The sequence below is a fragment of the Pseudomonas sp. GW821-FHT03E01 genome (assembly GCF_059420765.1).
Genome location: NZ_JBWKUI010000017.1, coordinates 99,250 through 122,776 on the forward strand (window position 1 = coordinate 99,250; position 23,527 = coordinate 122,776).

At 62.0% G+C, this 23,527-nt stretch carries 19 protein-coding genes; 13 read left to right on the forward strand and 6 right to left on the reverse strand.

Annotation, left to right across the window (positions count from 1 at the left end; translation table 11 throughout):
* Window positions 1–11 precede the first annotated feature (11 nt).
* From tagF to tagH, 6 genes are all read right to left on the reverse strand, one after another.
* A complete protein-coding gene (tagF, locus tag AC07VO_RS26010; protein WP_064621130.1) occupies window positions 12–662 on the reverse strand; it encodes a type VI secretion system-associated protein TagF in 651 nt (216 codons plus the stop codon).
* Window positions 659–4,156, reverse strand: a complete 3,498-nt coding sequence (gene tssM, locus AC07VO_RS26015) for a type VI secretion system membrane subunit TssM (protein WP_086945201.1) — start codon at window positions 4,154–4,156, stop codon at window positions 659–661. Before tssM ends, tagF begins: the two co-directional genes overlap by 4 nt.
* Window positions 4,153–5,451 (reverse strand): DotU family type VI secretion system protein, encoded by a 1,299-nt coding sequence (locus AC07VO_RS26020; RefSeq protein WP_018927422.1) that lies wholly within the window; start codon window positions 5,449–5,451, stop codon window positions 4,153–4,155. The genes tssM and AC07VO_RS26020 overlap by 4 nt, the downstream gene beginning before the upstream one ends.
* A gap of 6 nt (window positions 5,452–5,457) precedes the next feature.
* Window positions 5,458–6,792 (reverse strand): type VI secretion system baseplate subunit TssK, encoded by a 1,335-nt coding sequence (tssK, locus tag AC07VO_RS26025; protein ID WP_018927421.1) that lies wholly within the window; start codon window positions 6,790–6,792, stop codon window positions 5,458–5,460.
* Window positions 6,793–6,808: 16 nt separating this feature from the next.
* Entirely contained in the window at window positions 6,809–7,315 is a 507-nt protein-coding gene (gene tssJ / locus AC07VO_RS26030) for a type VI secretion system lipoprotein TssJ (protein ID WP_018927420.1), read from the reverse strand.
* Between the two features lie 75 nt (window positions 7,316–7,390).
* Entirely contained in the window at window positions 7,391–8,824 is a 1,434-nt protein-coding gene (tagH, locus tag AC07VO_RS26035) for a type VI secretion system-associated FHA domain protein TagH (protein ID WP_086945202.1), read from the reverse strand.
* A 404-nt stretch (window positions 8,825–9,228) separates the two neighbouring features.
* On the opposite strand from tagH, the gene tssA reads away from it, so the two are divergent.
* The 13 genes from tssA to AC07VO_RS26100 all read left to right on the forward strand — a co-directional run.
* Window positions 9,229–10,260, forward strand: coding sequence for a type VI secretion system protein TssA (gene tssA / locus AC07VO_RS26040; RefSeq protein ID WP_064621133.1), 1,032 nt, complete (start codon window positions 9,229–9,231; stop codon window positions 10,258–10,260).
* An 80-nt stretch (window positions 10,261–10,340) separates the two neighbouring features.
* A complete protein-coding gene (gene tssB / locus AC07VO_RS26045; RefSeq protein WP_007894500.1) occupies window positions 10,341–10,850 on the forward strand; it encodes a type VI secretion system contractile sheath small subunit in 510 nt (169 codons plus the stop codon).
* A gap of 15 nt (window positions 10,851–10,865) precedes the next feature.
* Window positions 10,866–12,359, forward strand: coding sequence for a type VI secretion system contractile sheath large subunit (tssC, locus tag AC07VO_RS26050; protein ID WP_018927417.1), 1,494 nt, complete (start codon window positions 10,866–10,868; stop codon window positions 12,357–12,359).
* Between the two features lie 86 nt (window positions 12,360–12,445).
* Window positions 12,446–12,934, forward strand: coding sequence for an Hcp family type VI secretion system effector (locus AC07VO_RS26055; RefSeq protein WP_018927416.1), 489 nt, complete (start codon window positions 12,446–12,448; stop codon window positions 12,932–12,934).
* Between the two features lie 82 nt (window positions 12,935–13,016).
* Entirely contained in the window at window positions 13,017–13,469 is a 453-nt protein-coding gene (locus AC07VO_RS26060; RefSeq protein WP_018927415.1) for a type VI secretion system amidase effector protein Tae4, read from the forward strand.
* A complete protein-coding gene (locus tag AC07VO_RS26065) occupies window positions 13,469–13,894 on the forward strand; it encodes a hypothetical protein (RefSeq protein WP_018927414.1) in 426 nt (141 codons plus the stop codon). Before AC07VO_RS26060 ends, AC07VO_RS26065 begins: the two co-directional genes overlap by 1 nt.
* Window positions 13,888–14,400 (forward strand): type VI secretion system baseplate subunit TssE, encoded by a 513-nt coding sequence (gene tssE, locus AC07VO_RS26070; protein ID WP_018927413.1) that lies wholly within the window; start codon window positions 13,888–13,890, stop codon window positions 14,398–14,400. The genes AC07VO_RS26065 and tssE overlap by 7 nt, the downstream gene beginning before the upstream one ends.
* Complete coding sequence (gene tssF, locus AC07VO_RS26075; RefSeq protein ID WP_018927412.1) at window positions 14,397–16,256, forward strand: type VI secretion system baseplate subunit TssF; 1,860 nt, start codon at window positions 14,397–14,399, stop codon at window positions 16,254–16,256. The genes tssE and tssF overlap by 4 nt, the downstream gene beginning before the upstream one ends.
* Window positions 16,220–17,272 (forward strand): type VI secretion system baseplate subunit TssG, encoded by a 1,053-nt coding sequence (gene tssG, locus AC07VO_RS26080; protein ID WP_086945203.1) that lies wholly within the window; start codon window positions 16,220–16,222, stop codon window positions 17,270–17,272. The genes tssF and tssG overlap by 37 nt, the downstream gene beginning before the upstream one ends.
* On the forward strand, window positions 17,265–19,943 hold the full coding sequence (gene tssH / locus AC07VO_RS26085) for a type VI secretion system ATPase TssH (protein WP_018927410.1): 2,679 nt from the start codon (window positions 17,265–17,267) through the stop codon (window positions 19,941–19,943). The genes tssG and tssH overlap by 8 nt, the downstream gene beginning before the upstream one ends.
* Window positions 19,944–19,991: 48 nt before the next feature.
* Window positions 19,992–21,929, forward strand: coding sequence for a type VI secretion system Vgr family protein (locus AC07VO_RS26090; protein ID WP_086945204.1), 1,938 nt, complete (start codon window positions 19,992–19,994; stop codon window positions 21,927–21,929).
* An 18-nt stretch (window positions 21,930–21,947) separates the two neighbouring features.
* Window positions 21,948–22,382 carry a DcrB-related protein gene (locus AC07VO_RS26095; RefSeq protein ID WP_086945205.1) on the forward strand — a complete coding sequence of 145 codons (435 nt, stop codon included), beginning with the start codon at window positions 21,948–21,950 and terminating at the stop codon, window positions 22,380–22,382.
* Between the two features lie 12 nt (window positions 22,383–22,394).
* A partial coding sequence (locus AC07VO_RS26100) for a DUF6531 domain-containing protein (RefSeq protein WP_173861176.1) occupies window positions 22,395–23,527 on the forward strand: 1,133 nt, incomplete at its 3' end.

Genomic DNA, 23,527 nt, shown 5'->3' on the forward strand with positions numbered 1-23,527 from the left:
TTTGAACACATCTACACAACACCTTCTTGGCCGAGCAAAAATTGCGCAAAATCAGCGGCGGCCGGCAGGCCCTGGCACCGCAATAAACCGGGGGCGATGCGCTCCGAACCCTGGCCCCACCACACACTGGCCCCTTCGCAGGCCTGTTCGGCGAGGGCGATCATTCGCGCCTGCGGATCAGTGACATCAAAGCGGTGCAACCCGGCAAAACGGCCGCTCGGGGTGCGTCGCAGATAAGCCGGGCTGCCCAGCGCCTCCAGTCCTGCACCGAAGGCCTCGAAGCTTGCCTCCACGTTCAAGGTGCTCAACAGCAATTGCTCGACCTGTTCAAACCAGATATCCGAGCCGCCTATCACCGACGCAGGATCAGCGTCGTGATCCAGCAGCACCGCGACGGTCAGCGGAAAATACCGGCCAACCCGATCAATGCTCGGCATCACCACCCCCACGGCGGCCTGCGGCCCACACACACCGGGCGCAACCATAAAGCGCCACAGCGGACTGACCAGATAGGCATTCAGCCAACGGTCGCCAAGGCTCTGGCTGGCGAGCAACCCCGCTGCCAGCCACGAATCCCAAGGGCCGATAAAACTCTGCGGCAAACCACGGCTGACAAAGTCCCCGCGACTGGCCAACTTTCCATAGAAGCCCGGCGTGCTCATAAGCGCTCCGGCAGGCTGAAACCGCTGAGCACACGGCTCTTGAACGGGTTGAAGGCGCTGTTGGCCCGTAGCTCATAAGAGGCGCTGGCGCCATCGACCCGCAACCGTAGGTTGAAGCGGTCCGGCGAGTTGCCGGCGGTCAGGTCCGATTGCTCGAGCAGGCGGAACCAGGCCCAGGGCCCGTCCAGGGTGATGCCGGACCGACCGCTGGCCGTGGGCGGCATGATCGAGATCCGCACCACGCCGATGCTGCCGGGGTTGGGCCATTGCATCGCGGTCGGACGGCTAGGTCCGTGGTCGTAGCTCAATTGCTGGCCGTCGAGGTCGAGCAAAAACTGGGTGATGGTGGAATCCATGGCCACGGGCTTGAGTTCGAAGCGCACCATCGGTTGGGTACCGCCGGAGCGGAAAAACGCATCCCGGATGGTCGCTGCCCGCTGGAAGGTTTGCAGCACGCCCGGGGCGATGCCGAGCTTCTGCGCGGCGCCCGGTTGCCAGCGCCAGGCCTGGGTCGAGGTATCCACGTAGGGCTGCAGGTATTTGCGGAAGTAGTTGTCCATCACCCCGCCCACGCCGAAGAACTGACCGAAGTCGTCGAGGGTCGCGTCCCGTGCACTGCCTGGCGACATCGGATAACGCCCGGCCAGGGACTGGCGATAGATGTTCACCACTTCGCTGGTCCAGGCCGCGTTCAGTTGATTGCGTACTCCACCCATCATGCTGTTGGTGGTGGAGTTGACCACCGACTTGACCAGGCCCTGCACCAACGCCGGTTGACGCTCGGCGTTGAGGCTGACCCGCGTCGCCGCCGCTGCGGCCTGGTTCTTGGCTTCGCCAAGCAAGGCGTCGCCGCTGGCACCGACCATGGCGCTGACCTGCACATACAAGGCGTTCATGTCGGCCAACAGGCCGTCGATGGCTGCCGGCTCGCCTTCGTTCTTGCTGACAATGCTGTTGAGTTCAGCAAAGTGCGCGGTGACGGGGTCTTCACTCGCCTCGGGTGTGTTTTGCATCTGCTCCTGGCCGAGCAAAGTGCCCAGGCGCTCCTTGAGTTTGTCGACTCCGCCTTCCACCGGCGCCCCCTTGGCGGCCAGCAGGCGTTCTTCCTGTTGCAGGTCGGTTTCCTTCGCCACCGCCACCAGCAGTTTTTTCAACGGCGAAGTCGGCCCGGAAATCACCCGCAGCACATCGGCGGCCTGGGCCACGCTGGTGATCGGCACGAAGTCGATATCAGCCAACAAGGCGTCCCACTGGCGCTGGTAATCCTGGAAATACAAACGGCGTACATCGGCAGCCAGGCTGGCGACGTTCTGTTGTTCTGCCTGATCGCGACCGAGCACCCACTGCTCCTCGGCCAGGGTGCCGGTCTGGTTCAGGCTGGTGAGCAAAAACCCTTGGCGGTAACCCTTGGCCGTGAAGAAGCCACTCAAGGGGTCGCCCAGCGGCTTGCCGCTCTTGCGGCTGAACACCAGCGCAGCATCGCGCCCGGCCGCTTCGTTAAGACGAAAGTCCGCAATGCCGTCCGGCAGCTTCTGCCGTTTGATCCGGTCGTAGACACGCTGGGCCACCGGCAGCTGTTGCAACTGCCGGCGTAAATCGTCGATCAGGCGTGGGTCGAGACGCGCAGTGGGCGGATGGCGTTCGAACAGCGCCTGCAAGTGCTCACCGAGGGCTACGCGCTGCTCGGCCGGTAAGTCGCGCGGCAGGCTGCGGTCCCAGTCCAGGGCGATCCATGCCTTGATGAAATCAGCATCGTAATGCTCGCTGTCGGCGAGCATCAGGTAGGCCTTCAAGCCTTCGTAAAGGAAGTCCGAATTGCCGCCGCCGTGCAGTTGCTCCTCGATACGCGTGAGCAAGCGCGGCGCGAAGACCGCGATCAACAGCTTGCGATAAACGCTGCCGGACTCGGCTTCAAGCATGTCGCCCTGATACAGACCCAAGCCTTCGGCCCAGTTCGGCGCATCATCGGCCAAGTGCTTCACTGCGTTGAGCAAGGGCAACACGGCGAGCACGTCCCGCTGCGCCGGGCTGAGGTTCTGCACGGTCTGGCCCAGGGGCACGACTTTCTGATCGACTTGCGCGATATACGCCTGATTGGCGCGATAGCTGACCCACCACAAGGTCCCGACCACCAGCACCAAGGCTACAGTCGAGGCCAGCACGCCCTGGGCGATCCACTTGCGTCGACGTTCGACTTTCGGATTGACACCCACCAGCCCACGCTCGGCAAAGGCCACGGCGCTGAAGAGCTTTTCGATGAAGTAACTGCGCCCGGTGCCGTTCTGGCGCACCAGGTGCTGGCGGTCCAGGTTCATGCTCTGGGCCATGGAGCCGATCAGCCGGTCAATCGGGCTGCCTTCCTGGGTGCCGCTGGTGAAATACACCCCGCGCAACAGCGCCCGCTCTTCAAAGGCGTTGGGTTTGAACACGCCCTCAAGGAAGCTTTGCAGGCAATCCTTCAACGCGCCGAACTGCTGTGGAAAACCGTAGATCAGATCGCGCCGCGCCGGGTCGCGTTCCTGCTGCAAGCGCTCCACCAGCCGATCGTTCAGGCGTTGCTCCAGACCGGCGAATTCGCTTTGCAGATGGGCCAGCGGGCTGTCATTGCTTTTGCCGTCATCCAGAGCGAAGGTCATGCCCCAGACCTGAGCTCGCTCTTCCTTGCTCAGGGTGTCGAAATACTCCATGAACCCGGGCACCAGATCGAGCTTGGTCAGCATCAGGTAGATCGGGAAGCGCACGCCCAGTTGGGTGTACAGCTCCTGAATGCGCAGGCGTATCGCAGCGGCATGGGCGGCGCGCTCGGCGTCGCTGCCCAGCAACAGGTCGGAGAGGCTGATAGCGATAAATGCACCGTCGATCGGGCGACGGGCCCGCTGTTTTTTCAACAGACCCAGAAAGCCCAGCCATGCGGCCTTGTCGACCGTCGCGTCGCTGTCCTGAGTGGTGTAGCGGCCTGCGGTGTCGAGCAGCACAGCCTGGTCGGTAAACCACCAATCACAATTGCGCGTACCGCCGACGCCGCGCACCGCACCGGCGCCCAACTGCGCGGCCAACGGAAAATGCAGACCGGAGTTGACCAGCGCCGTGGTCTTGCCCGAACCCGGCGGGCCGATGATCACGTACCACGGCAATTCGTAGAGATTGCGTCGTTCGTCGCCGCCCAGCTTGGCTTTCTTCAACAGCGTCAGGGCTTCGTCCATGCGCTGGCGCAGGGTTTCGAGCTCTTCGGCCGTAGCGATGCTGGTCGGGTCCGGCGGGGTTTGCGCCGCCAGACTGCGCATGACTTCGGCGGCCTGACGGCGGGCCTGGATGATGCGAAACACCCGATAGGCGATCCACACCGCGAACAGCAGAATGATCAGCGCCCAGCGCCGGCCTTCGGGCACCAGGAGCTCAAGCAGCGGCCCGACAAACCAGATGATCAGGCTCAGGGCGATCAGCCCCAGCAACGGAATGACCCAGCGGGTCATAAAACTGAAAAACGCCTTCACTCGACCCCCTCCGCCAACACTGTGATTTCGACCCGACGATTGCGTGCGCGGCCCTCGGTCGTAGCGTTCGAGGCCAACGGTTCGGTGTCGCTGCGGCCTTCGGCGCTGAAGCGCTCGGGCTGGCCGGTCTTGGCCGAAAGGATTTGCAGCACCGAAGTGGCCCGTGCCTCGGACAACGCCCAGTTCGATGGAAACCTCAAGGTGGCAATCGGGCGATTGTCACTGTGACCGGTCACCCGGACCTGCCCCTTGACCTTGCGAATGGCATCGGCGATGCGCAGCATCAGCGGCTGGAAATTGTCGACGATACTGGCGCTGCCCGAGGCGAACAGCTCATCGCCACGGATAGTCACCACTGAACGGTCAACGGCATCTTCCACGGCCACCCGGCCGGCCTTGATTTCATCAGCGAGAAAACCGGCCAAGCGTGGCCGCTCGACCAGTTTCGGCTGCACCACCGGACGGTCGATGGCCTGCACCGGGATCTCGCCCAGCGCATGAATGTTTTTAAACACCGGCTCGGCATCGGCGGCCAGTTTCAAGCGCAGGCCGAACACCAGGGCCAACAGCAACGCCACACCGATGGCCACCGCGATCCATGGCGGCATGAATTGCGCCAGTCGATCGCGCGCCACGGTCACGCCGCGCCAATGGGGCGACAGTTCACGTTCATATTCGCCACGGGCGCTGCGGATAACCGCACTGGTGCGCTCACGCAACGCCTCCAGTTGGCTGCGACCATCATTCATGACCCGATAACGCCCTTCGAAACCCAGGCACATGCACAGGTACAACAGCTCCAACAGATACAAACGTTCGCGGGGGCTTTGCAGGCAATGTTCCAATAGCTGGAACACCTTCTCGCCGCCCCAGGCCTCGTTGTGCACGGTGATCAGCAGGCTCTGCTTGCCCCAGTCGCCGGTGCCACCCCACGGCGTACTCAACACCGCTTCATCCAGGGCGGTGCACAAGGCGTAACGGGCCAGCAACACATCGTTGCGCACCACGCCGGCGGCCTCGGCGCGCTCCTCGAACTGGCGCAGGTAGGCCAGTAGTTGCGCCCGCAGACTCGCCGGTGCCGGGTGGGCAATGGTGTTGCGCAAGCGGGTCAGCAAAGCCAGCAGCGGGCCCGCGGCGCTCTCCAGGGGGTTGAGACCTTCGGCTTTGCCGGTCAACAGCGGCGCGGCCGGCATCGACAGTGGCGCGGGCTGGGCGCGGCCAGGGTCCGGGCGGGCCGGCTCGGCGCCACGGCCACCGGGGGTCGGCATGAACTGGGTACGATCGTCGTTATTCATCGCGGTTTATCCTCGGATCGCCCAGAAAGCCAGGTTCAACCCCGGGAACTGACCCGCGATGTGGAACGCAAAACCGCCGGAGTTGGCCAGTTGTTGCCAATGCTCGCTGCCCCGGTCGAGTTCGTAATAGGTGGAGCCGGCGTGATAGGGAATCTGCCGTGGCGCCACCGGCAGCGGCAGCAGGCCGATGCCCGGCAATTGCAGGTTGACCATGTCGCGAATGTGTTCCACCGAGCCGATTTTGCTCTGCAGGCCGAAGCGGCTGCGCAGGGTCTCGGCAGGTACATCGGCGCGCACCACCAGAATAAAACTGGCGTTGTCGAGCAGGGTCTTGTCAGCCAGCATGGCCACATGAATGCCATAGGCTTTTTCGACGATCGGAATCGGCGTGGCCTTGCTGTCGATCAGCATCGACAGCGCTTCACGCAGGGCTTGCATCACCGGCGCAAAGCTCAGCGCGAGGTCATCATGCTGGTACTGCGGGAATTCCTGCGGTCGCCGCCCGGAAGCGGTAAAAGTCGAGAATTCCCCGGCCAGGCTCACCAACTCGCTGTAGAAGCGCTCGGGATGCAAAGGGCTCAAGTGGCTCAAGTGCTGGATCAACGGCTGAGCACGGTTGACCAGTTGCAGCAGCATGAAATCGGCAATCTCCGAAGCACCGCCGGCACCGGACGCCACCACCCGCCCAGCGAGCGCTTCTCCGCGTTGATGAAGCAGGCCCAGTAGCTCGTTGCGAAACGCAGCCAAGGGCGTGGAGGCGACCACATCCAGCAGCGGCGGGATGTAAGTGTCATCGAGCACCAAGGCGCGGTCGGCGCGTTTCTCCTTGATTCGCACCAGGCCGATGGCCGCGTAGTCGCTGATGCCATCCCGGGCGACCAATAATCGCAGTGCCCTCGACCCCACGGCCACCGGGGCCTGGTTTTCGAACGGCGCGTTGTCGTCCCGCACTTCGCGCACCTGACTCACATAGCGCGCAGCGCCCAGGGCCTCGCCTTCGTCAACGGTGTCACGCGCGCCGGCGCGCTTGAGCGGCAAGGCCAGGTACACCAAACCATCGCGCAGGTTGTCATCGATATTCAGCGGGCTCGGCGCCAGATCATCCTGGGGAATGTTGAATGGCGTGCCGTCTGGCAACAGGCCCCGCGCCGAGATGATCGCCAGTTTGCCCTGGGCCAGCAGGCCCTGGTCGATCAGCAACTCAGAAAACCCCCAGGCACCGGCCGACAATGGGCGACTCCGGGCGTCGATGAGATTCTCCAGGTAACGGTCATGCTGCTGGAAGTGCTGCGTTCCAATGAACATGCCTTCCGACCAGACCACGCGATTGTTCCAGGACATGGGGGGCTCCGATTGTTTATTGGGCAGGGCTGGATGGGGGAACCGCGACGGCGCTGCGCACGGCTCGCACGTCGAGGCTGATCTGGTATTCGGTGTATTGGCGCGGCGGGACGTTCATCACCGTGCGCCACAGCGACTGATCCAGCTCGCGATACCCCACCAGCACGCCGATATGGCGGGTGGCCGGATCGAGGTCACGCTGCAGACTCAACTGCTGGCCAGGCTGGATCAGCACTTCGTCCTGGTCGATCAGATCCGCACCGAGCGTCGCCTGGGCTCGTTCGGCCAGTGCGAAATAATCGGAACGACCGAAGGTGGCGGCATTTTTCAATTCGAAAATGCGCACCCGGACCGGGGCCGGCTGGCCAGTGGCTCCGGGGTTGAGCCCGGCGATGGCGTGAAAGTGCAACTCGACGGCGGCCGTGTCGGCCTCAGCCTCTTCGGGCTGGGGTTTGGTGGCCTCCTTGGCACACGCGGTCAGCAGAAGCGCGGTGGCGACTGCGAGTAAAAACCTGTGAATCATCCTGCGTCCTCAATGACGTTTCAGCTATCCGTTGTTCCGTTCTTTGCTCTGAATGCCGTTATGCAACGGCCACGCTCAGCGGCGGCGTTGCCTGGTACTGTGTTCTTCGTAGGCACGGCTGAATTCCCGACCGAACAGGTCCTGGAAATCCTCCTGGGCCTCACGGGAAATATTGCTGTAGAGCTCGGTGAACTGCTGCCAGTACTGGGCCTGTCGTGAACCATTGAAAATGCTCGACAGGCCACCGGGCTTGCCCATGCGCTCTTCCAGTTGTGCCGGCTCGAAACGCGCCAGCAGATGCTTGATCGCCGCTTCCACACCGGCCATCACCGCCAACTGGTGGGCACGCAAGTCATCGAAGCTGTCGCGCACCGCCAGGTCCGGCGCCATGAACGCTTGATTGGTGTGGCGCAACAGCAGCAGCAAGGCCTCATCGACGTTGGGAGCGAATTTCAGCGGGTTGTTTTCCACCGGCTGAATCATCGTCTGCTGAATGCGAAACTCGCCCTTGAGGCTGCTGCGGGCGCGCAAGACATCGATCAGGCCTTCGACCATCAATCGATAACTGCGGCCGATGTTTTCCATCTGCGCTTCGGCCTGGGCCTTTTCCAGGCGCACTTGATCCAGCCCGGCGCCGCGCAGAAAGGCTCGCAACAGGTCGGGTTGCGAATGGTCGACCGGGCTGACCGGATTGACCGGGGGCTCAACGATAGCCACGGGCGGTTCGCGCAGGGGTGCCGGCTCGATCGGCACGCTGATTTGAGGTACGGGTGGTGGCGCAACTTCTGCAACAGGCAAGGGGGCGACAGGCAGGGGGGCAACCGCCACTGGCGCGGGCTTGTCGCTGAACAGGTCCCAATCTTCCGGAATCACCGGCGCTGGGGCTGGGGCCGACGCCAGCGGCACAGGCTCGGCCATGAGCGTCGGGTTGGGGATCGGGGTCGGTGGGCGGAAGTCGTGCTGCTCAGCCGGGACATGGTCGGACTGGGTGGCCGGCGGGACGGTGGTCGGTGCCAGAAAGTCGAACAAGTCCGGCAGCGTGTCCATGGCCGACACACCCTGGAAATGTGCAGGTGGTGTCATGGGCGACGATGTCGGCGTAGCCACGCCGGCGCCCTGACGCCCCATCAGAGCCTCGAAGCTGTTGGACGAATCGGCAAAAGGGTTGTTGTCAGTCACCGGCAGATTGAAATCGATGCGCGCCTGGATTTCATAATCACCTATGCGGATAACTTCCCCATCTTGCAATGGCTCGCTGTTTCCTTTGCGCAGACGAATGCCGGCCTTAACCAATTCCACACCATTAGTGCTGTTATCGGTTAAATAATACCGGCCATCTTTATATTGAATAACGCAATGCTTTCCGGAAACCAAGCGCTCTGGATCGGGCAATATCCAGTCATTATCAGAATTACGGCCAATTGCCATTACTCCCTGATCCATGGATTTTTCAGAGCATTGACCAGGGGTAATCTTGTGATAACTAGTGATAGTCAAACACAGCGGCATCTTGCCTCCTTGCTGCACACTTTGCGCGCCGGCGAATGAAGGGATCAATCCCCGCGAAGCTCGCCGACAAACCTTGCAAACAACCTAAAAAACAGCTTTTTACCAGCACATTTGCTGATCTTAACCGGTTTACGTGACAAAAAATCTGCGTCAGTACCTTCTTGGACCTACCGGTCGCGAGGGTTGTTAAGCACCTCACATCTGTCACACAGGAGAAATAGCTTACCTTGACAAGCCATAAGTACTACACCAAAAATGAACAACTTTCTTGAATACAGTGATGGCACTTTAAGATCACAGAGGATCCAAAGGGCCATTACACACAAGGAAACATGCGAAGTTCCACTTGGAACTAACGTGTGAACTGCCCGTTTCTGTCGCGGGCGATAGGGAGATCAATTTCAGTGGAAGTGCCTTTGCTGCTCGCCGCCGTTTCCGCGACTTCGCCTTGTGGCGAAGATCTGGAATACGACGCTGACTTTTTGCGCCTGGAACGCGATTCCCAAGGCCAGCCCGAGCGCAGCATGGGCGATTCGATATTGCCTGCCGAACCGCCTGAATGGCGCAGCATCCAGCAGCAAAGCCTGGATTTGTTGCAACGCAGCAAAGACCTGCGTATCACCCATTTCCTTTTGCAAAGCTCCCTTGCCCTGGAAGGTGTCCCCGGCCTGGCCCGCGTCCTGACGCTGATCAGCGAATTGCTCAAGCAATACTGGGCCGACCTGCATCCACGCCTGGATGCCGAAGACGACAACGATCCCACCGTGCGCATCAATGCCCTCGCCGGCCTGGCGTCCGATGCCACCATTCGCCTGTTGCGCGAAAGTATCCTGGCCCGTTCGCGAACCTTTGGCGCTGTCAGCCTGCGCGCCGCCGCCAACGCCAGCGGTCTGCAAAGCTTCCCTGACGAAAACCTCGGCGCCGAACAACTCGCCGGAGCGTTCCTCGACAGCGATCCCGAACAGTTGGACATCATCCGCAAAGCCTTGCACGAGGCCCGTAGCGCCGCCGAGACCATCGAGCAACACGTCAGCGAACAAGTCGGCTCCGCCCAGGGCGTTGACCTTGGCCCATTGAAGCAACCGCTCAAAATGGCCTTGCAGATTCTCGGCCAGTTCGCCCCGCAGAGCGGCGACAGCCCCCAGCCCGATGCCATCAGCGACGACAGTGCCGCGCCGGTTGAATACCCCACCGCGCCAAGCGCGCCGCGCAACGCTAACGCCAGCAGCGGCGAAATCAACAACCGTGACGACGTGCTGCGCAGCCTGGACCGGATTCTTGCGTATTACACCCGTCACGAGCCCTCCAGCCCCCTGCCGGTGCTGTTGAATCGGGCAAAGAATCTGGTGCACGCCGACTTCGCGGCGATCGTGCGCAACCTGATTCCCGACGGCATCAGCCAATTTGAAAACCTGCGCGGACCAGACAGCGAATAAAAGCGTACGGATCACGCAGTCACGTCACCGGCACCGCCGATGACGCCAACACCGTCGCTTGAGCGACCAGGAGCAGCAACGTGGCGAAGCAAAGTTCTCAGAAATTCATCGCGCGCAACCGTGCGCCTCGAGTGCAGATCGAGTACGACGTCGAGCTTTACGGCGCCGAGAAAAAGGTCCAGTTGCCCTTCGTAATGGGCGTTATGGCTGACCTCGCCGGCAAGCCGGCCGAGCCTCTGGCACCTGTGGCCGATCGCAAGTTCCTTGAAGTGGATGTGGACAACTTCGACTCCCGCCTCAAGGCCATGCAGCCACGCGTTGCGTTCCACGTGCCCAACGAGCTGACCGGCGAAGGCAACCTGAGCCTGGACATCACCTTTGAAAGCATGGACGACTTCAGCCCGGCCGCCGTGGCGCGCAAGGTCGACTCGCTGAACAAACTGCTCGAAGCGCGCACTCAATTGGCCAACCTGCTGACCTACATGGACGGCAAGACCGGTGCCGAAGAAATCATCATGAAGGCCATCAAGGATCCGGCGCTGCTCCAGGCACTTGCCAGTGCGCCCAAGCCCGCCGAGCCTCAGGCTTAATCAGGACGAATGATCATGACCGATCCAGTACGCGCAAGCGCCCAGACACTGGGCACCACCGAAGAAGCCAGCGAGTTCGCCTCCCTGCTGCTGCAAGAATTCAAACCCAAGACCGAACGCGCCCGTGAAGCCGTCGAGACCGCCGTGCGCACCCTGGCCGAGCAGGCCCTGGCGCAGACCGACCTGGTGTCCAACGACGCCATCAAGTCGATCGAGTCGATCATCGCCGCCATCGACGCCAAGCTCACCGCCCAGGTCAACCAGGTCATCCATCACCCGGAGTTCCAGCAACTGGAAAGCGCCTGGCGTGGCTTGCACTACCTGGTCAACAATACCGAGAGCGACGAGCAGCTCAAGATCCGCGTGCTCAACATCTCCAAGACCGACCTGCACAAGACCCTGAAGAAATTCAAGGGCACCGCATGGGACCAGAGCCCGATCTTCAAAAAGATGTACGAAGAAGAATACGGCCAGTTCGGCGGCGAACCTTACGGCTGCCTGGTGGGCGATTACTACTTCGACCAGTCGCCGCCGGATGTCGAATTGCTGGGCGAACTGTCGAAAGTCTGCGCCGCCATGCACGCGCCATTCATTGCCGCCGCATCGCCGACCGTGATGGGCATGGGCTCGTGGCAGGAACTGTCGAACCCGCGCGATCTGACCAAAATCTTCACCACCCCGGAATATGCCGGCTGGCGCTCGCTGCGTGAATCGGAAGACTCGCGTTACATCGGCCTGACCATGCCGCGCTTCCTGGCACGCCTGCCGTACGGTGCCAAGACCGACCCGGTGGAAGCCTTCGCCTTCGAAGAAAACACCGACGGCGCCGACAGCTCCAAGTACACCTGGGCCAACGCCGCTTACGCGATGGCGGTGAACATCAACCGCTCGTTCAAACACTTTGGCTGGTGCTCGCGCATTCGTGGCGTGGAGTCTGGTGGTGAAGTGGAGAACCTGCCGGCGCACACCTTCCCGACCGACGACGGTGGCGTGGACATGAAGTGCCCGACCGAAATCGCCATTTCGGACCGCCGTGAAGCGGAACTGGCGAAGAACGGTTTCATGCCGCTGCTGCACAAGAAAAACACCGACTTCGCCGCGTTCATCGGCGCCCAGTCGCTGCAAAAGCCGGCCGAGTACGACGACCCGGATGCTACCGCCAACGCCAACCTGGCCGCGCGCCTGCCCTACCTGTTCGCCACCTGCCGTTTCGCCCATTACTTGAAGTGCATCGTGCGCGACAAGATCGGCTCCTTCAAAGAGAAGGACGAAATGCAGCGCTGGTTGCAGGACTGGATCCTCAACTACGTCGACGGTGACCCAGCGCACTCCACCGAAACCACCAAGGCCCAGCACCCATTGGCGGCGGCCGAAGTGATTGTCGAAGAGGTGGAAGGCAACCCGGGGTATTACAACTCCCGGTTCTACCTGCGCCCGCACTATCAGCTCGAAGGTCTGACTGTGTCACTGCGCCTGGTATCCAAGCTGCCTTCGGCCAAAGGCGCGTAACACCGCCCTTGATGTGATCGTCCCCACGCTCAGCGTGGGAACGATCAGAAAAACACAACGTGGTAGACACCACACAGGGAGAGAACATGGCTGTTGATATTTTCATCAAGATCGGCGACATCAAGGGCGAGTCCATGGACAAGGCCCACAAGGACGAAATCGACGTCTTGAACTGGAGCTGGGGCATGTCTCAGTCCGGCAATATGCACGTGGGCGGCGGCGGCGGAGCCGGCAAGGTGAACGTCCAGGACCTGTCGCTGACCAAGTACGTCGACAAGGCTACACCCAACCTGATGATGCACTGCGCCAGCGGCAAGCACATCGACAAGGTCAAGCTGACCGTGCGCAAGGCCGGCGGCGAAAGCCAGGTCGAGTACATGATCATCAACCTGGAAGAAGTGCTGATCAGTTCCCTGAGCACCGGCGGCTCGGGCAGCGATGATCGTCTGACTGAAAACGTCACCCTGAACTTCGCCAAGGTGCTGGTGGACTACCAGCCGCAAAAAGCCGACGGCACCAAGGAAGGCGGGCCGATCAAGTTCGGCTGGAACATCCGCCAGAACGTCAAGGTGTAATCGAACGTGCCCCCGTCGTTATGCGCCGGGGGCATTTTGGTGCTTGCTCGAATCCAATCCTTTCCCATCCGGTGTCTGAGTCATGGCCAAGCCTTCGTTTGTCAATTTGTGGAAAGCCTATTCCGACCTTCTGGTTACGTATCCTGACGCCAAGCCCTGTGAGGGCCCTTGGGAAAACCAGTGTGCTATCCGCATGAGCGCGACACTCAATGCAGAGCTGACCATCAAGGTCAACAAATCCACCTATACCGAACCCAAGTGTGCACATGAGCACGCCCGGGGTGCCGAGTCGCTGGCGAACTGGTTGTGGAAGCATCATCTGGGGCGGCCAACCATTCTGGGTAACAGCGCCGAGGAGCGTCGCACGTTGATGGGCAAGACCGGGCTTATCTTCTTCAAGGACTGTTTCCAGCAGTCAGGGGAGTCGGCGGACAATCGTACTGGCGATCATATTGATCTATGGAATCGGGGCCTGACCCAAACCGGCGACCTCTTTTACAGGTCCAGAGCTGTCTGGTTCTGGGAGCTCGCATAATGAAAAATCACCGGCTCGCCATGTGCCTGGCGATAAGCCTGACCAGCCTGAGCGCATGCGCCGAACATGCCCAGATGCCAACAACCCAGGCCGTCTTTGTTGGGCAGCAACTCAGCCTGATTAACGACCAGGGTCAATGCACGCTGGTCAAACCCGACCAGAGTCGCATGAAGCTGGACATGGAATGGCCTTGCAGCTTCAGCCTGAATAAACAACAGCAACTGCGCGTAGAAACGTTCAACAACATCCCGATATTTTCGGTCTGGCGCAGCGAGCACATGCCTGCGCCCAGCCGCGACTGCCTCAGCAAAATGCAGGCTATCCGCCAGATCCCGGGAGGGCTGGAGGCGGGAGCGGTCAACACGTTTGCGTCCTGCGGCACGGGAGGGGACCAAAAAATGTATGTAGCGCCATTTACGTGGTAACCGACATCGCCACCCGCGATCGCCTGCAACCGTCCCTGCTGGATCGGTTGACCGACGACGACCCAGGCAACCTCAAGGAAAGCGCCGACAAGCGCGTGCTGTCCCTGACCCAACTCAAAGCCTCGGTGCTGCGGGACCTGGCGTGGCTGCTCAACACCACGTCATTGCTCAGCGCCGATGCGACGCTGCACACACCGGCCGGCACTTCGGTGGTCAACTTCGGGCTGCCAGCCCTGGCCGGCAACAGTGCATCGAACGTCGATATCGCGGCGCTTGAAGCACTGATCCACCAGGCCATCGCCACGTTCGAGCCGCGAATTCTGCGCCATACCCTGCGCGTGCGGGCCCGGGCATCCGCCGAGATGAATCACAACGCCCTGAGTTTCGAGATCGAAGGCGATCTCTGGGCGCAGCCAGTGCCGCTGCGCCTGATGCTGCAAACCGACCTGGACCTGGAATCCGGCCATGTGCGAGTGGTCAACGCCGACCAGCGGAGACACTCATGAACCCGCGCCTGCTGGAACTGTACAACCAGGAATTGCACCACGTACGCGAAAGCGCGGCGGAGTTCGCCCAGGAATACCCGAAAATCGCCAGTCGGCTGACGTTGTCCGGCATGGACTGCGCCGATCCGTACGTCGAGCGCTTGCTGGAAGGGTTCGCCTACCTGACGGCGCGGGTACAGCTCAAGCTCGATGCCGAATACCCGACCTTCACCCACAACCTGCTGGAAATCGCGTACCCCCATTACCTGGCGCCGACACCGTCGATGACCGTGGTGCAATTTCAGGCAGACCCCGATGAAGGCTCACTGAGCAGCGGCTTCCCGTTGCCCCGGGATACGGTTCTGCGCGCAGCCCTGGGTCGCGAAAGCCAAACCTGCTGTGAGTACCGCACCGCCCATGCGGTGACGTTGTGGCCATTGCAGGTCAGCCAGGCCGAGTACTTCGGCAACCCGTCCGCCGTGCTCGGGCGCCTGGCCGCCAGCGCCCCCAAGGCCAAGGCTGGCCTGCGCCTGACCCTGCGCACCGGTGCCGAACTGCCTTTCAACAGTCTGGCCCTGGACAACCTGCCGTTGTACCTCAACGGCGCCGACGAACAACCCTTTCGCCTCTACGAACAGTTGCTGGGTAACGCCTGCGCCGTCTTCGCCCGTCAGCCCGGCGGCGATTGGGTAGAACGCCTGCCCCAGGATGCACTGCGCTCCGTGGGGTTCGACGATACCGACGCCGCGCTGCCCGTGGTGTCGCGAGCCTTCCAGGGCTATCGCCTGTTGCAGGAATACTTCGCCCTGCCCCGCCGCTTTCTGTTTGTCGACTTCACCGGGTTGAGCCGGGCGGTCAAACGCTGCCAGGGCCAGGAGCTGGAATTGATCGTGCTGTTCGACCGTCACGATCCGAGCCTGGAAGGCAGTGTCGGTGCCGCGCAGTTCCTGCCGTTCTGCACCCCGGCAATCAACTTGTTTCCCAAGCGCCTGGATCGCATCCACTTGTCGGAACGGGTGAATGAACACCATGTGATCGCCGACCGTACCCGGCCGATGGATTTCGAGATTCATTCCCTGACCGCCCTCACCGGCCATGGCACCGGGTCGGAACAGCCTTTTTTGCCGTTCTACGCCGTCCGCGATCCGTCTCGCTACGGCCGCGATCAGGCGTATTACACGGTGCGGCGCGAACCCCGCATGCTCTCCAGCGGCCAGCGGCGCAACGGCCCACGTTCGACTTACATCGGCAGCGAAACCTTCGTCAGTCTGGTGGACAGCCAGCAGGCGCCCTATCGTCACGACCTGCGCCAATTGGGCGTAACGGCGTTATGCACCAACCGCGACCTGCCCCTGTTCATGAGCGTGGGCAACAACAAGACCGACTTCACCCTGGCCGACAGCGCACCGGTAGCGGCGGTACGCTGCGTGGCCGGCCCGAGCCGCCCACGCGCCAGCCATGCCCACGACGCCAAGGCCTGGCGGTTGATCAGCCAGCTTTCGCTCAATTACTTGTCCCTCAGCGAGCAAGGCCAGGGCGCCGCCGCCCTGCGCGAGCTGCTGCGCCTGTATGGCGACGACAACGATGCAGCCTTGCAATTGCAGATCGAAGGCCTGCGCGAAGTCAGCAGCAAGGCCTGCACCCGACGTTTGCCAATGCCGGGCCCGATCGTGTTTGGCCGCGGCCTGGAGATCACCCTGGAATTCGATGAGAACGCGTTTCGTGGCACGGGCGTCTTTTTGCTCGGTGCAGTGTTCGAGCGCTTCCTGGCACGTTACGTGTCGATCAACAGTTTTACCGAGACGGTGATCCGTACCACCGAGCGCGGCGAGATCATGCGATGGAAAGCCAAACCCGGACGTCGTCCGACCCTGTGAATACCCTGGACGCGATGCACCAGGAGCCCTGGGAATACGACTTCTTCCAGGCATTACGGCGCATCGAGTGCGAATCGCCTGAGCTTCCGCGCCTGGGTCATTCGTTGCGCCTGGCCGATGACCCCTTGCGCCTTGGGCAGCAAGCCGATTGCACCTTCGCTCCGGCGACCCTGGCCTCGGTACAGCCGGGCATCGACGGTTCGCCGGCACGTCTGGAACAATTCTTTTTTGGCCTCGGCGGCCCCAACGGCCCGTTGCCGTTGCACCTCACCGAATATGTGCGTGAACGCCAGCGCAACAACGCCGACAGCACCAGCAAACGCTTTCTGGATGTATTCCACCATCGCCTGCTGAGCCTGTTTTACCGGGCCTGGGCCGAAGCGCGACCGACAGTCAGCCATGATCGCCCGGACGATGACTACTGGTCGGCACGTCTGGCAGCGCTGAGCGGTCGAGGCATGCCGAGCCTGCTCAAACAAGGCCTGATACCCGACACGGCGAAGCTGCATTACAGCGGTCATCTGTCGGCACAAACCCGCTATCCCGACGGTTTGAAGGCAATCATCAGCGAGTACTTCGGCCTGCCGGTGGAGATCGAAGAGTACGTCGGCCAATGGCTGGTGCTGCCGGAGCGCAGCCGCGTGGGCGTCAGCGCCCATCAATTGGGCGTGGATTTTTGCCTGGGCCGCTGCGTCTGGGATCGCCAGCACAAATTCCGCATTCGCCTGGGGCCGCTCAAGCTGGACGACTACATGAGCATGTTGCCCGGCAGCCCATCCTTCAATGAGCTGGTGGCCTGGGTGGCCGAATACCTGGGCCATGAACTGGACTGGGATCTGAACCTGGTTCTGAAACAGCCCGAAGTGCCGACGCTGCAACTCAATGGCCGCTTCCGCCTGGGGTTCAATACCTGGGTGGGCAAGCCCGCAAAAGATGCCAAGGACTTAATACTGGCCCGGCATTACGCCGAGCAAGCCAACACCTCACAGATCTCAAGGAGCCAAGAGCATGGGTGAAATCAGTCGCGCCGCGTTGTTCGGCAAACTCAACAGCGTGGCCTACAAAGCCATCGAAGCCGCCACCGTGTTCTGCAAGTTGCGCGGTAACCCTTATGTGGAACTGGCCCACTGGTTTCATCAGTTGCTGCAATTGCAGGATTCGGACCTGCACCGCCTCATCCGCCAGTTCAATATCGAGCCGGCGCGCCTGGCCCGGGACCTGACCGACGCCCTGGACCGTTTGCCACGAGGCTCGACGTCAATCACTGACTTGTCTTCCCATGTGGAAGAAGCCGTGGAGCGTGGCTGGGTCTACGGCAGCCTGATGTTCGGCGAAAGCCAGGTGCGTACCGGTTATCTGGTGCTGGGCATCCTCAAGACCCCAAGCCTGCGCCATGGATTACTGGGACTGTCGGCAGAGTTCGACAAGATCAAGGTCGAGGCCCTGAGCGAGCGTTTTGACGAGTACGTCGGCGACTCGCCGGAAAATGCACTCAGCGCCAGCGATGGTTTCAACGCCGGCAGCGTGCCCGGTGAAGCCAGTGGCGCCATGGCCCCAAGTGCCATGGGCAAGCAGGAAGCGCTCAAGCGTTTTACCGTCGACCTCACCGAACAAGCGCGCAGTGGCAAGCTTGACCCGATCGTCGGCCGTGACGAAGAGATCCGCCAATTGGTAGACATCCTCATGCGTCGTCGGCAGAACAACCCGATTCTGACCGGTGAAGCCGGCGTCGGTAAAACCGCCGTGGTCGAAGGTTTTGCCCTGCGCATCGTCGCCGGTGACGTACCGCCGGCGCTCAAGGATGTGGAACTGCGCAGCCTGGACGTCGGCCTGCTACAGGCCGGCGCGAGCATGAAAGGTGAATTCGAACAGCGCCTGCGCCAAGTCATCGAAGACGTCCAGGCCTCACCAAAACCGATCATCCTGTTTATCGACGAAGCCCACACCCTGGTAGGTGCCGGTGGCGCCGCCGGCACCGGGGACGCTGCCAACCTGCTCAAGCCGGCCCTGGCCCGGGGCACCCTGCGCACCGTGGCCGCCACGACCTGGGCCGAGTACAAAAAGCATATCGAAAAAGACCCGGCCCTGACCCGCCGCTTCCAGGTGGTGCAAGTGGCCGAGCCGTCGGAAGACAAGGCGCTGTTGATGATGCGCGGCGTGGCCTCGACCATGGAAAAACACCATCAGGTGCAGATCCTCGACGAAGCCCTGGAAGCCTCGGTCAAACTGTCCCATCGCTACATCCCCGCGCGCCAGCTGCCGGACAAATCCGTGAGCCTGCTGGACACCGCCTGCGCCCGCGTTGCCATCAGCCTGCACGCCGTGCCGGCCGAAGTGGACGACAGCCGTCGGCGCATCGAGGCGTTGGAAACCGAGCTGCAGATCATCGCCCGCGAGCACGCCATCGGCATCGTCATCGGCGCCCGCCAAACCCAAAGTGAAAACCTGCTGAGTGCCGAACGCGAACGCCTCGCCGAGCTGGAAAGTCGCTGGGCCGAAGAGAAAACCCTGGTAGACGAATTGCTCGCCACCCGCGCCACCCTGCGTGAACGCGTCGGCGTGGTGGACAGCGAGGACGGCAGCGAGACCAGCCACGCCTTGCGCGAAAAACTGGTGGACCTGCAACAGCGTCTCAGCGCCCTGCAAGGCGAAACCCCGTTGATTCTGCCGACGGTCGATTACCAGGCCGTGGCCTCGGTGGTCGCCGACTGGACCGGGATTCCGGTGGGCCGCATGGCCCGTAACGAACTGGAAACCGTGCTCAACCTCGACCTGCACCTGAAAAAACGCATCATCGGCCAGGACCACGCCTTGCAGATGATCGCCAAACGCATCCAGACCTCCCGCGCCGGCCTCGACAACCCGAGCAAGCCGATCGGGGTATTCATGCTCGCCGGCACCTCCGGCGTGGGCAAGACCGAAACCGCCCTGGCCCTGGCCGAAGCCATGTACGGCGGCGAGCAAAACGTCATCACCATCAACATGAGTGAATTCCAGGAAGCTCACACGGTGTCCACCCTCAAGGGCGCGCCACCGGGCTACATCGGCTATGGCGAAGGCGGCGTGCTGACCGAAGCCGTGCGGCGCAAACCCTACAGCGTGGTGCTGCTGGACGAGGTGGAAAAGGCTCACCCGGATGTGCACGAGATCTTCTTCCAGGTCTTCGACAAAGGTGTGATGGAGGACGGCGAAGGCCGGGTGATCGACTTCAAGAACACCTTGATTCTGCTGACCACCAACGCTGGCACCGAGCTGATTGCCCAGGTCTGCAAAGACCCGCAAAACGTGCCGGAGCCCGAAGAAATCGCCAAGGCCCTGCGCCAACCACTGCTGGAGATTTTCCCGCCGGCCTTGCTGGGCCGCCTGGTGACCATTCCGTACTACCCGCTCAGCGACGAGATGCTCAAGGCCATCACCCGCCTGCAACTCAACCGCATCAAGAAGCGCGTGGAGAACACCCACAAGGTGGCCTTCGATTACGACGACGCGGTGATCGACCTGATCGTCTCCCGTTGCACCGAAACCGAAAGCGGCGGGCGGATGATCGACACCATTCTGACCAACAGCCTGCTACCGGACATGAGCCGCGAGTTCCTCACCCGCATGCTCGAAGGCAAAGCGCTGGCAGGGGTGCGGATCAGCGCCCGGGACAACGAATTGCACTACGACTTCAGCGACGCCGCCTAAGCGGCCCTCCTCCGTAGGAAGGAACCGAGCAGTGACAAGGGATAACTGATGCTATTCAAGCAACTCTCACGCCTGGCAAAGATCACCAGCCCCCTGGGGCCGGATGTGCTGTTGCTCAAGGACATGGGCGGAGACGAAGAATTGGGGCGGCTGTTCAACTATGAGTTGCAGCTGCACTCGCTGGACAACGCCATCGACCTCAACCAGTTGCTCGGCAAACCCATGTGCCTGAGCCTGCAACTGGACGGCGGTGGCGAGCGTCATTTCCATGGCATCGTTGCCCGTTGCAGCCAGAACGTCGACCAGGGCCAGTTCGCCAGTTACCAGGTCACGCTGCGGCCCTGGCTATGGCTGTTGACCCGCACGTCCGATTGCCGGATTTTCCAGAACCTGACCATCCCGCAGATCATCAAGCAGGTGTTTCGTGACCTGGGTTTCTCGGATTTCGAAGATACCCTGAGCCGGCCCTATCGCGAGTGGGAATACTGCGTGCAGTATCGCGAAACCAGCTTCGACTTCGTCAGCCGCCTGATGGAACAGGAAGGAATCTACTACTTCTTCCGCCATGAACAGGGTCGTCATGTGCTGGTGCTGGCCGATGCCTACGGCGCCCATGCCAACGTGCCCGGCTATGCCTCGGTGCCCTACTACCCCAAGAATGAGCAGCAGCGCGAACGCGATCACATCTACGATTGGCACCTGGCCCAGCAAGTCCAGCCGGGCTCGCTGGAACTCAACGACTATGACTTCCAGCGCCCTGGCGCGCGGATTGACGTGCGCTCGGCCATGCCCCGTCCGCACACCGCCGGCGATTATCCGCTGTACGACTACCCCGGCACCTATGTGCAAAGCGAAGACGGCGAACACTACGCACGTACCCGTATCGAAGCCTTGCAGACCCTGCACGAACAGGTCGAGCTGGCCGGCAACGCCCGAGGCCTGGGGTCGGGTCATTTGTTCAGCCTCACCGGCTTCAGCCGCCAGGACCAGAACCGCGAATACCTGATCGTCGGCGCCCGCTACCACATTGACCAGGAAAGCCTGGAAACCAGCGGTGGCGCGGCCTCGGCGCAGTTCGAAAGCAGCCTGACCTGCATTGATGCACAACAAAGCTATCGCCCCCTGCCCAACACCCACCGCCCAATCGTCAAAGGCCCGCAGACCGCACTGGTGGTCGGCCCCAAGGGCGAGGAAATCTGGACCGACCAGTTCGGCCGGGTGAAAGTGCATTTCTATTGGGACCGTCACGACCAATCCAACGAAAACAGCTCGTGCTGGATTCGCGTGTCGCAATCCTGGGCCGGAAAAAACTGGGGCTCGATGCAAATCCCACGAATCGGCCAGGAAGTCATCGTCAGCTTCCTCGAAGGCGACCCGGATCGGCCGATCATCACCGGCCGCGTCTACAACGCCGAACAGACCGTGCCCTACGACTTGCCGGAAAACGCTACCCAGAGCGGCATGAAAAGCCGTTCGAGCAAGGGCGGCTCGCCGGCCAATTTCAACGAAATTCGCATGGAAGACAAAAAAGGCGCCGAGCAGTTGTACATCCATGCCGAGCGCAATCAGGACATCGTGGTCGAGGTGGATGAAAGCCACTCGGTGGGCCACGACCGCAACAAAAGCATCGGGCATAACGAGACGGTGACCATCGGCAACAACCGGCTGCGCATCGTCAAGCAGGAAGACATTCTGTCGGTGGGCCAGCGCAAGACCGACAGCATCAGCCAGAGCTACGTCATCGAAGTGGGCGAAAACCTGCGGCTGGTATGCGGCGAAAGCATCCTGGAGCTCAATGCCAGCGGCCAGATCAACCTGACCGGCGTGCAAATAAGCTTCTATGCCAGCGGTGACGCCGAGATCAACACCGGCGGCGTGCTGCACCTGAACAACGGCGGCGGCCCTGGCGCCACGCCTGACGGCCAGGGCGTCAAGGCCAGCATCGACGCCAATATCAATGCCGCATTCCCCAAGCCCAAGGGCTAACCACGAGATTCAAGCGCCATGACTTACCGCATCAATGAGTTCCAGTTCCAGCTGCCGGCAGGCGAGCTGCAAGACGCGACGATCAACATCCTCAAGTTCCCCGAACTGGGCACCTCGCTGATTGTCAGCCGCAGCTTGCTGGCCGAGGGCGAAACCCTGCAAAGCAACTTCGACGACCAGCTCAAGCGCCTGGAAAAACAAGTGCAGGACTTGCGTTTTCAACCGGGCGTCGCCGTGCGCCTGGGCGCCAGCCATGAGGTCGAAGGCATCGAGTTGCGCAGCCAGTTCAACAAGGGCAACGACAAAGTCTTCCAATATCAGTTGGCGCTGGTATTGCCCGGCACCCGCAAAATGCTCGCCCTGAGCTACGTGAAGGCGGAAAAACTCGGCGATGCCGAAGCCGCGCATTGGGCAACCATCAAGAGTTCGCTGTTGTTCGACGTTCCGGCCTGATGAGCACCCTGCATGTCTGACGCACTCTGGGCCGCCCGCCTGGGCGATGCACTCGACCACACCTCAATGATGGCCGACATCCTCGGCGGCGTGCTGGAGGTGGCGGCCAATATCGCGATCACCGCGGTGGCGACGGCTGCCGTGGTGGCGGCCACGGGCATCACCGTTGCCACCGGCGGCCTCGGTTGCTTTCTGCTCGGCGCGGTGGTGGGCACCATCGTCGGCCTTGCCATGAGCAAGACCGGGGCCGACAAGGGCCTGAGCAACCTGTGCGAGAGCTTCAGCAATGCGCTGTTTCCGCCCACGGTGCAGGCGACGATTCTCACCGGTTCCACCAACACCCTGACCAACAACATGCCCGCCGCCCGGGCCGCCGGGGCGATTCCGTCCCATGTTGCGCCGGCCGGCACCGAGCTGGAGGCACCCGAGCCCGAAGCCGAGCCCAGCTATCTGGACATCGCCGAGAGCTTCTTCTCGCAGATGTGGCGCCCCACCGTCGCCACCCCGGCGCCCGGCGCAGTGCCCAAGCCACTGGACCTGCTCGTCTGCATGAAGCATCCGCCGATGCCGCCGCAGTTCATGGCCGAGGGCTCGGACAAGGTCACCATCAACGGCCAGCCTGCCGTGCGCAGCGGCGACCGCAGCACCTGCGACGCCAAGGTCGTATCGTCCGGGCTGATTTCCTCCAACGTGACCATTGGCGGCGGCTCGGTGGTGGTACGCGAGATCCGCAGCGGCAAGACCCCGGGCGTGGGCCTGGCGGTCACCGCGTTGCTGATGCTCAAGGGCGGCAAGGGAAAATTCTTCAGCAAATTGCCGTGCATGCTGATCGGTGGCGCGACGTCGATGGCCGTCAGCAGCGCCATGGGCGCGATGGCCAACGCCGCCATGGGCTCGTCGAACCCGGTGCATGCTGCGACCGGGGCCAAGGTGCTGGGAGGCGAGGAAGAGCTGGACTTCGTGCTGCCCGGTGTCTTGCCGATCGATTGGCAGCGCTTCTACAACAGCCGCGACGAGCGACGCGACGGGTTGTTCGGGGCGGGTTGGAGCGTGTCCTACGAGGTGTGCGTTGAAATCCTGCCTCACCCGGAGGGCGGGGAAACGCTGGTGTACACCGATGAACAGGGCCGGCGCATCGATATGGG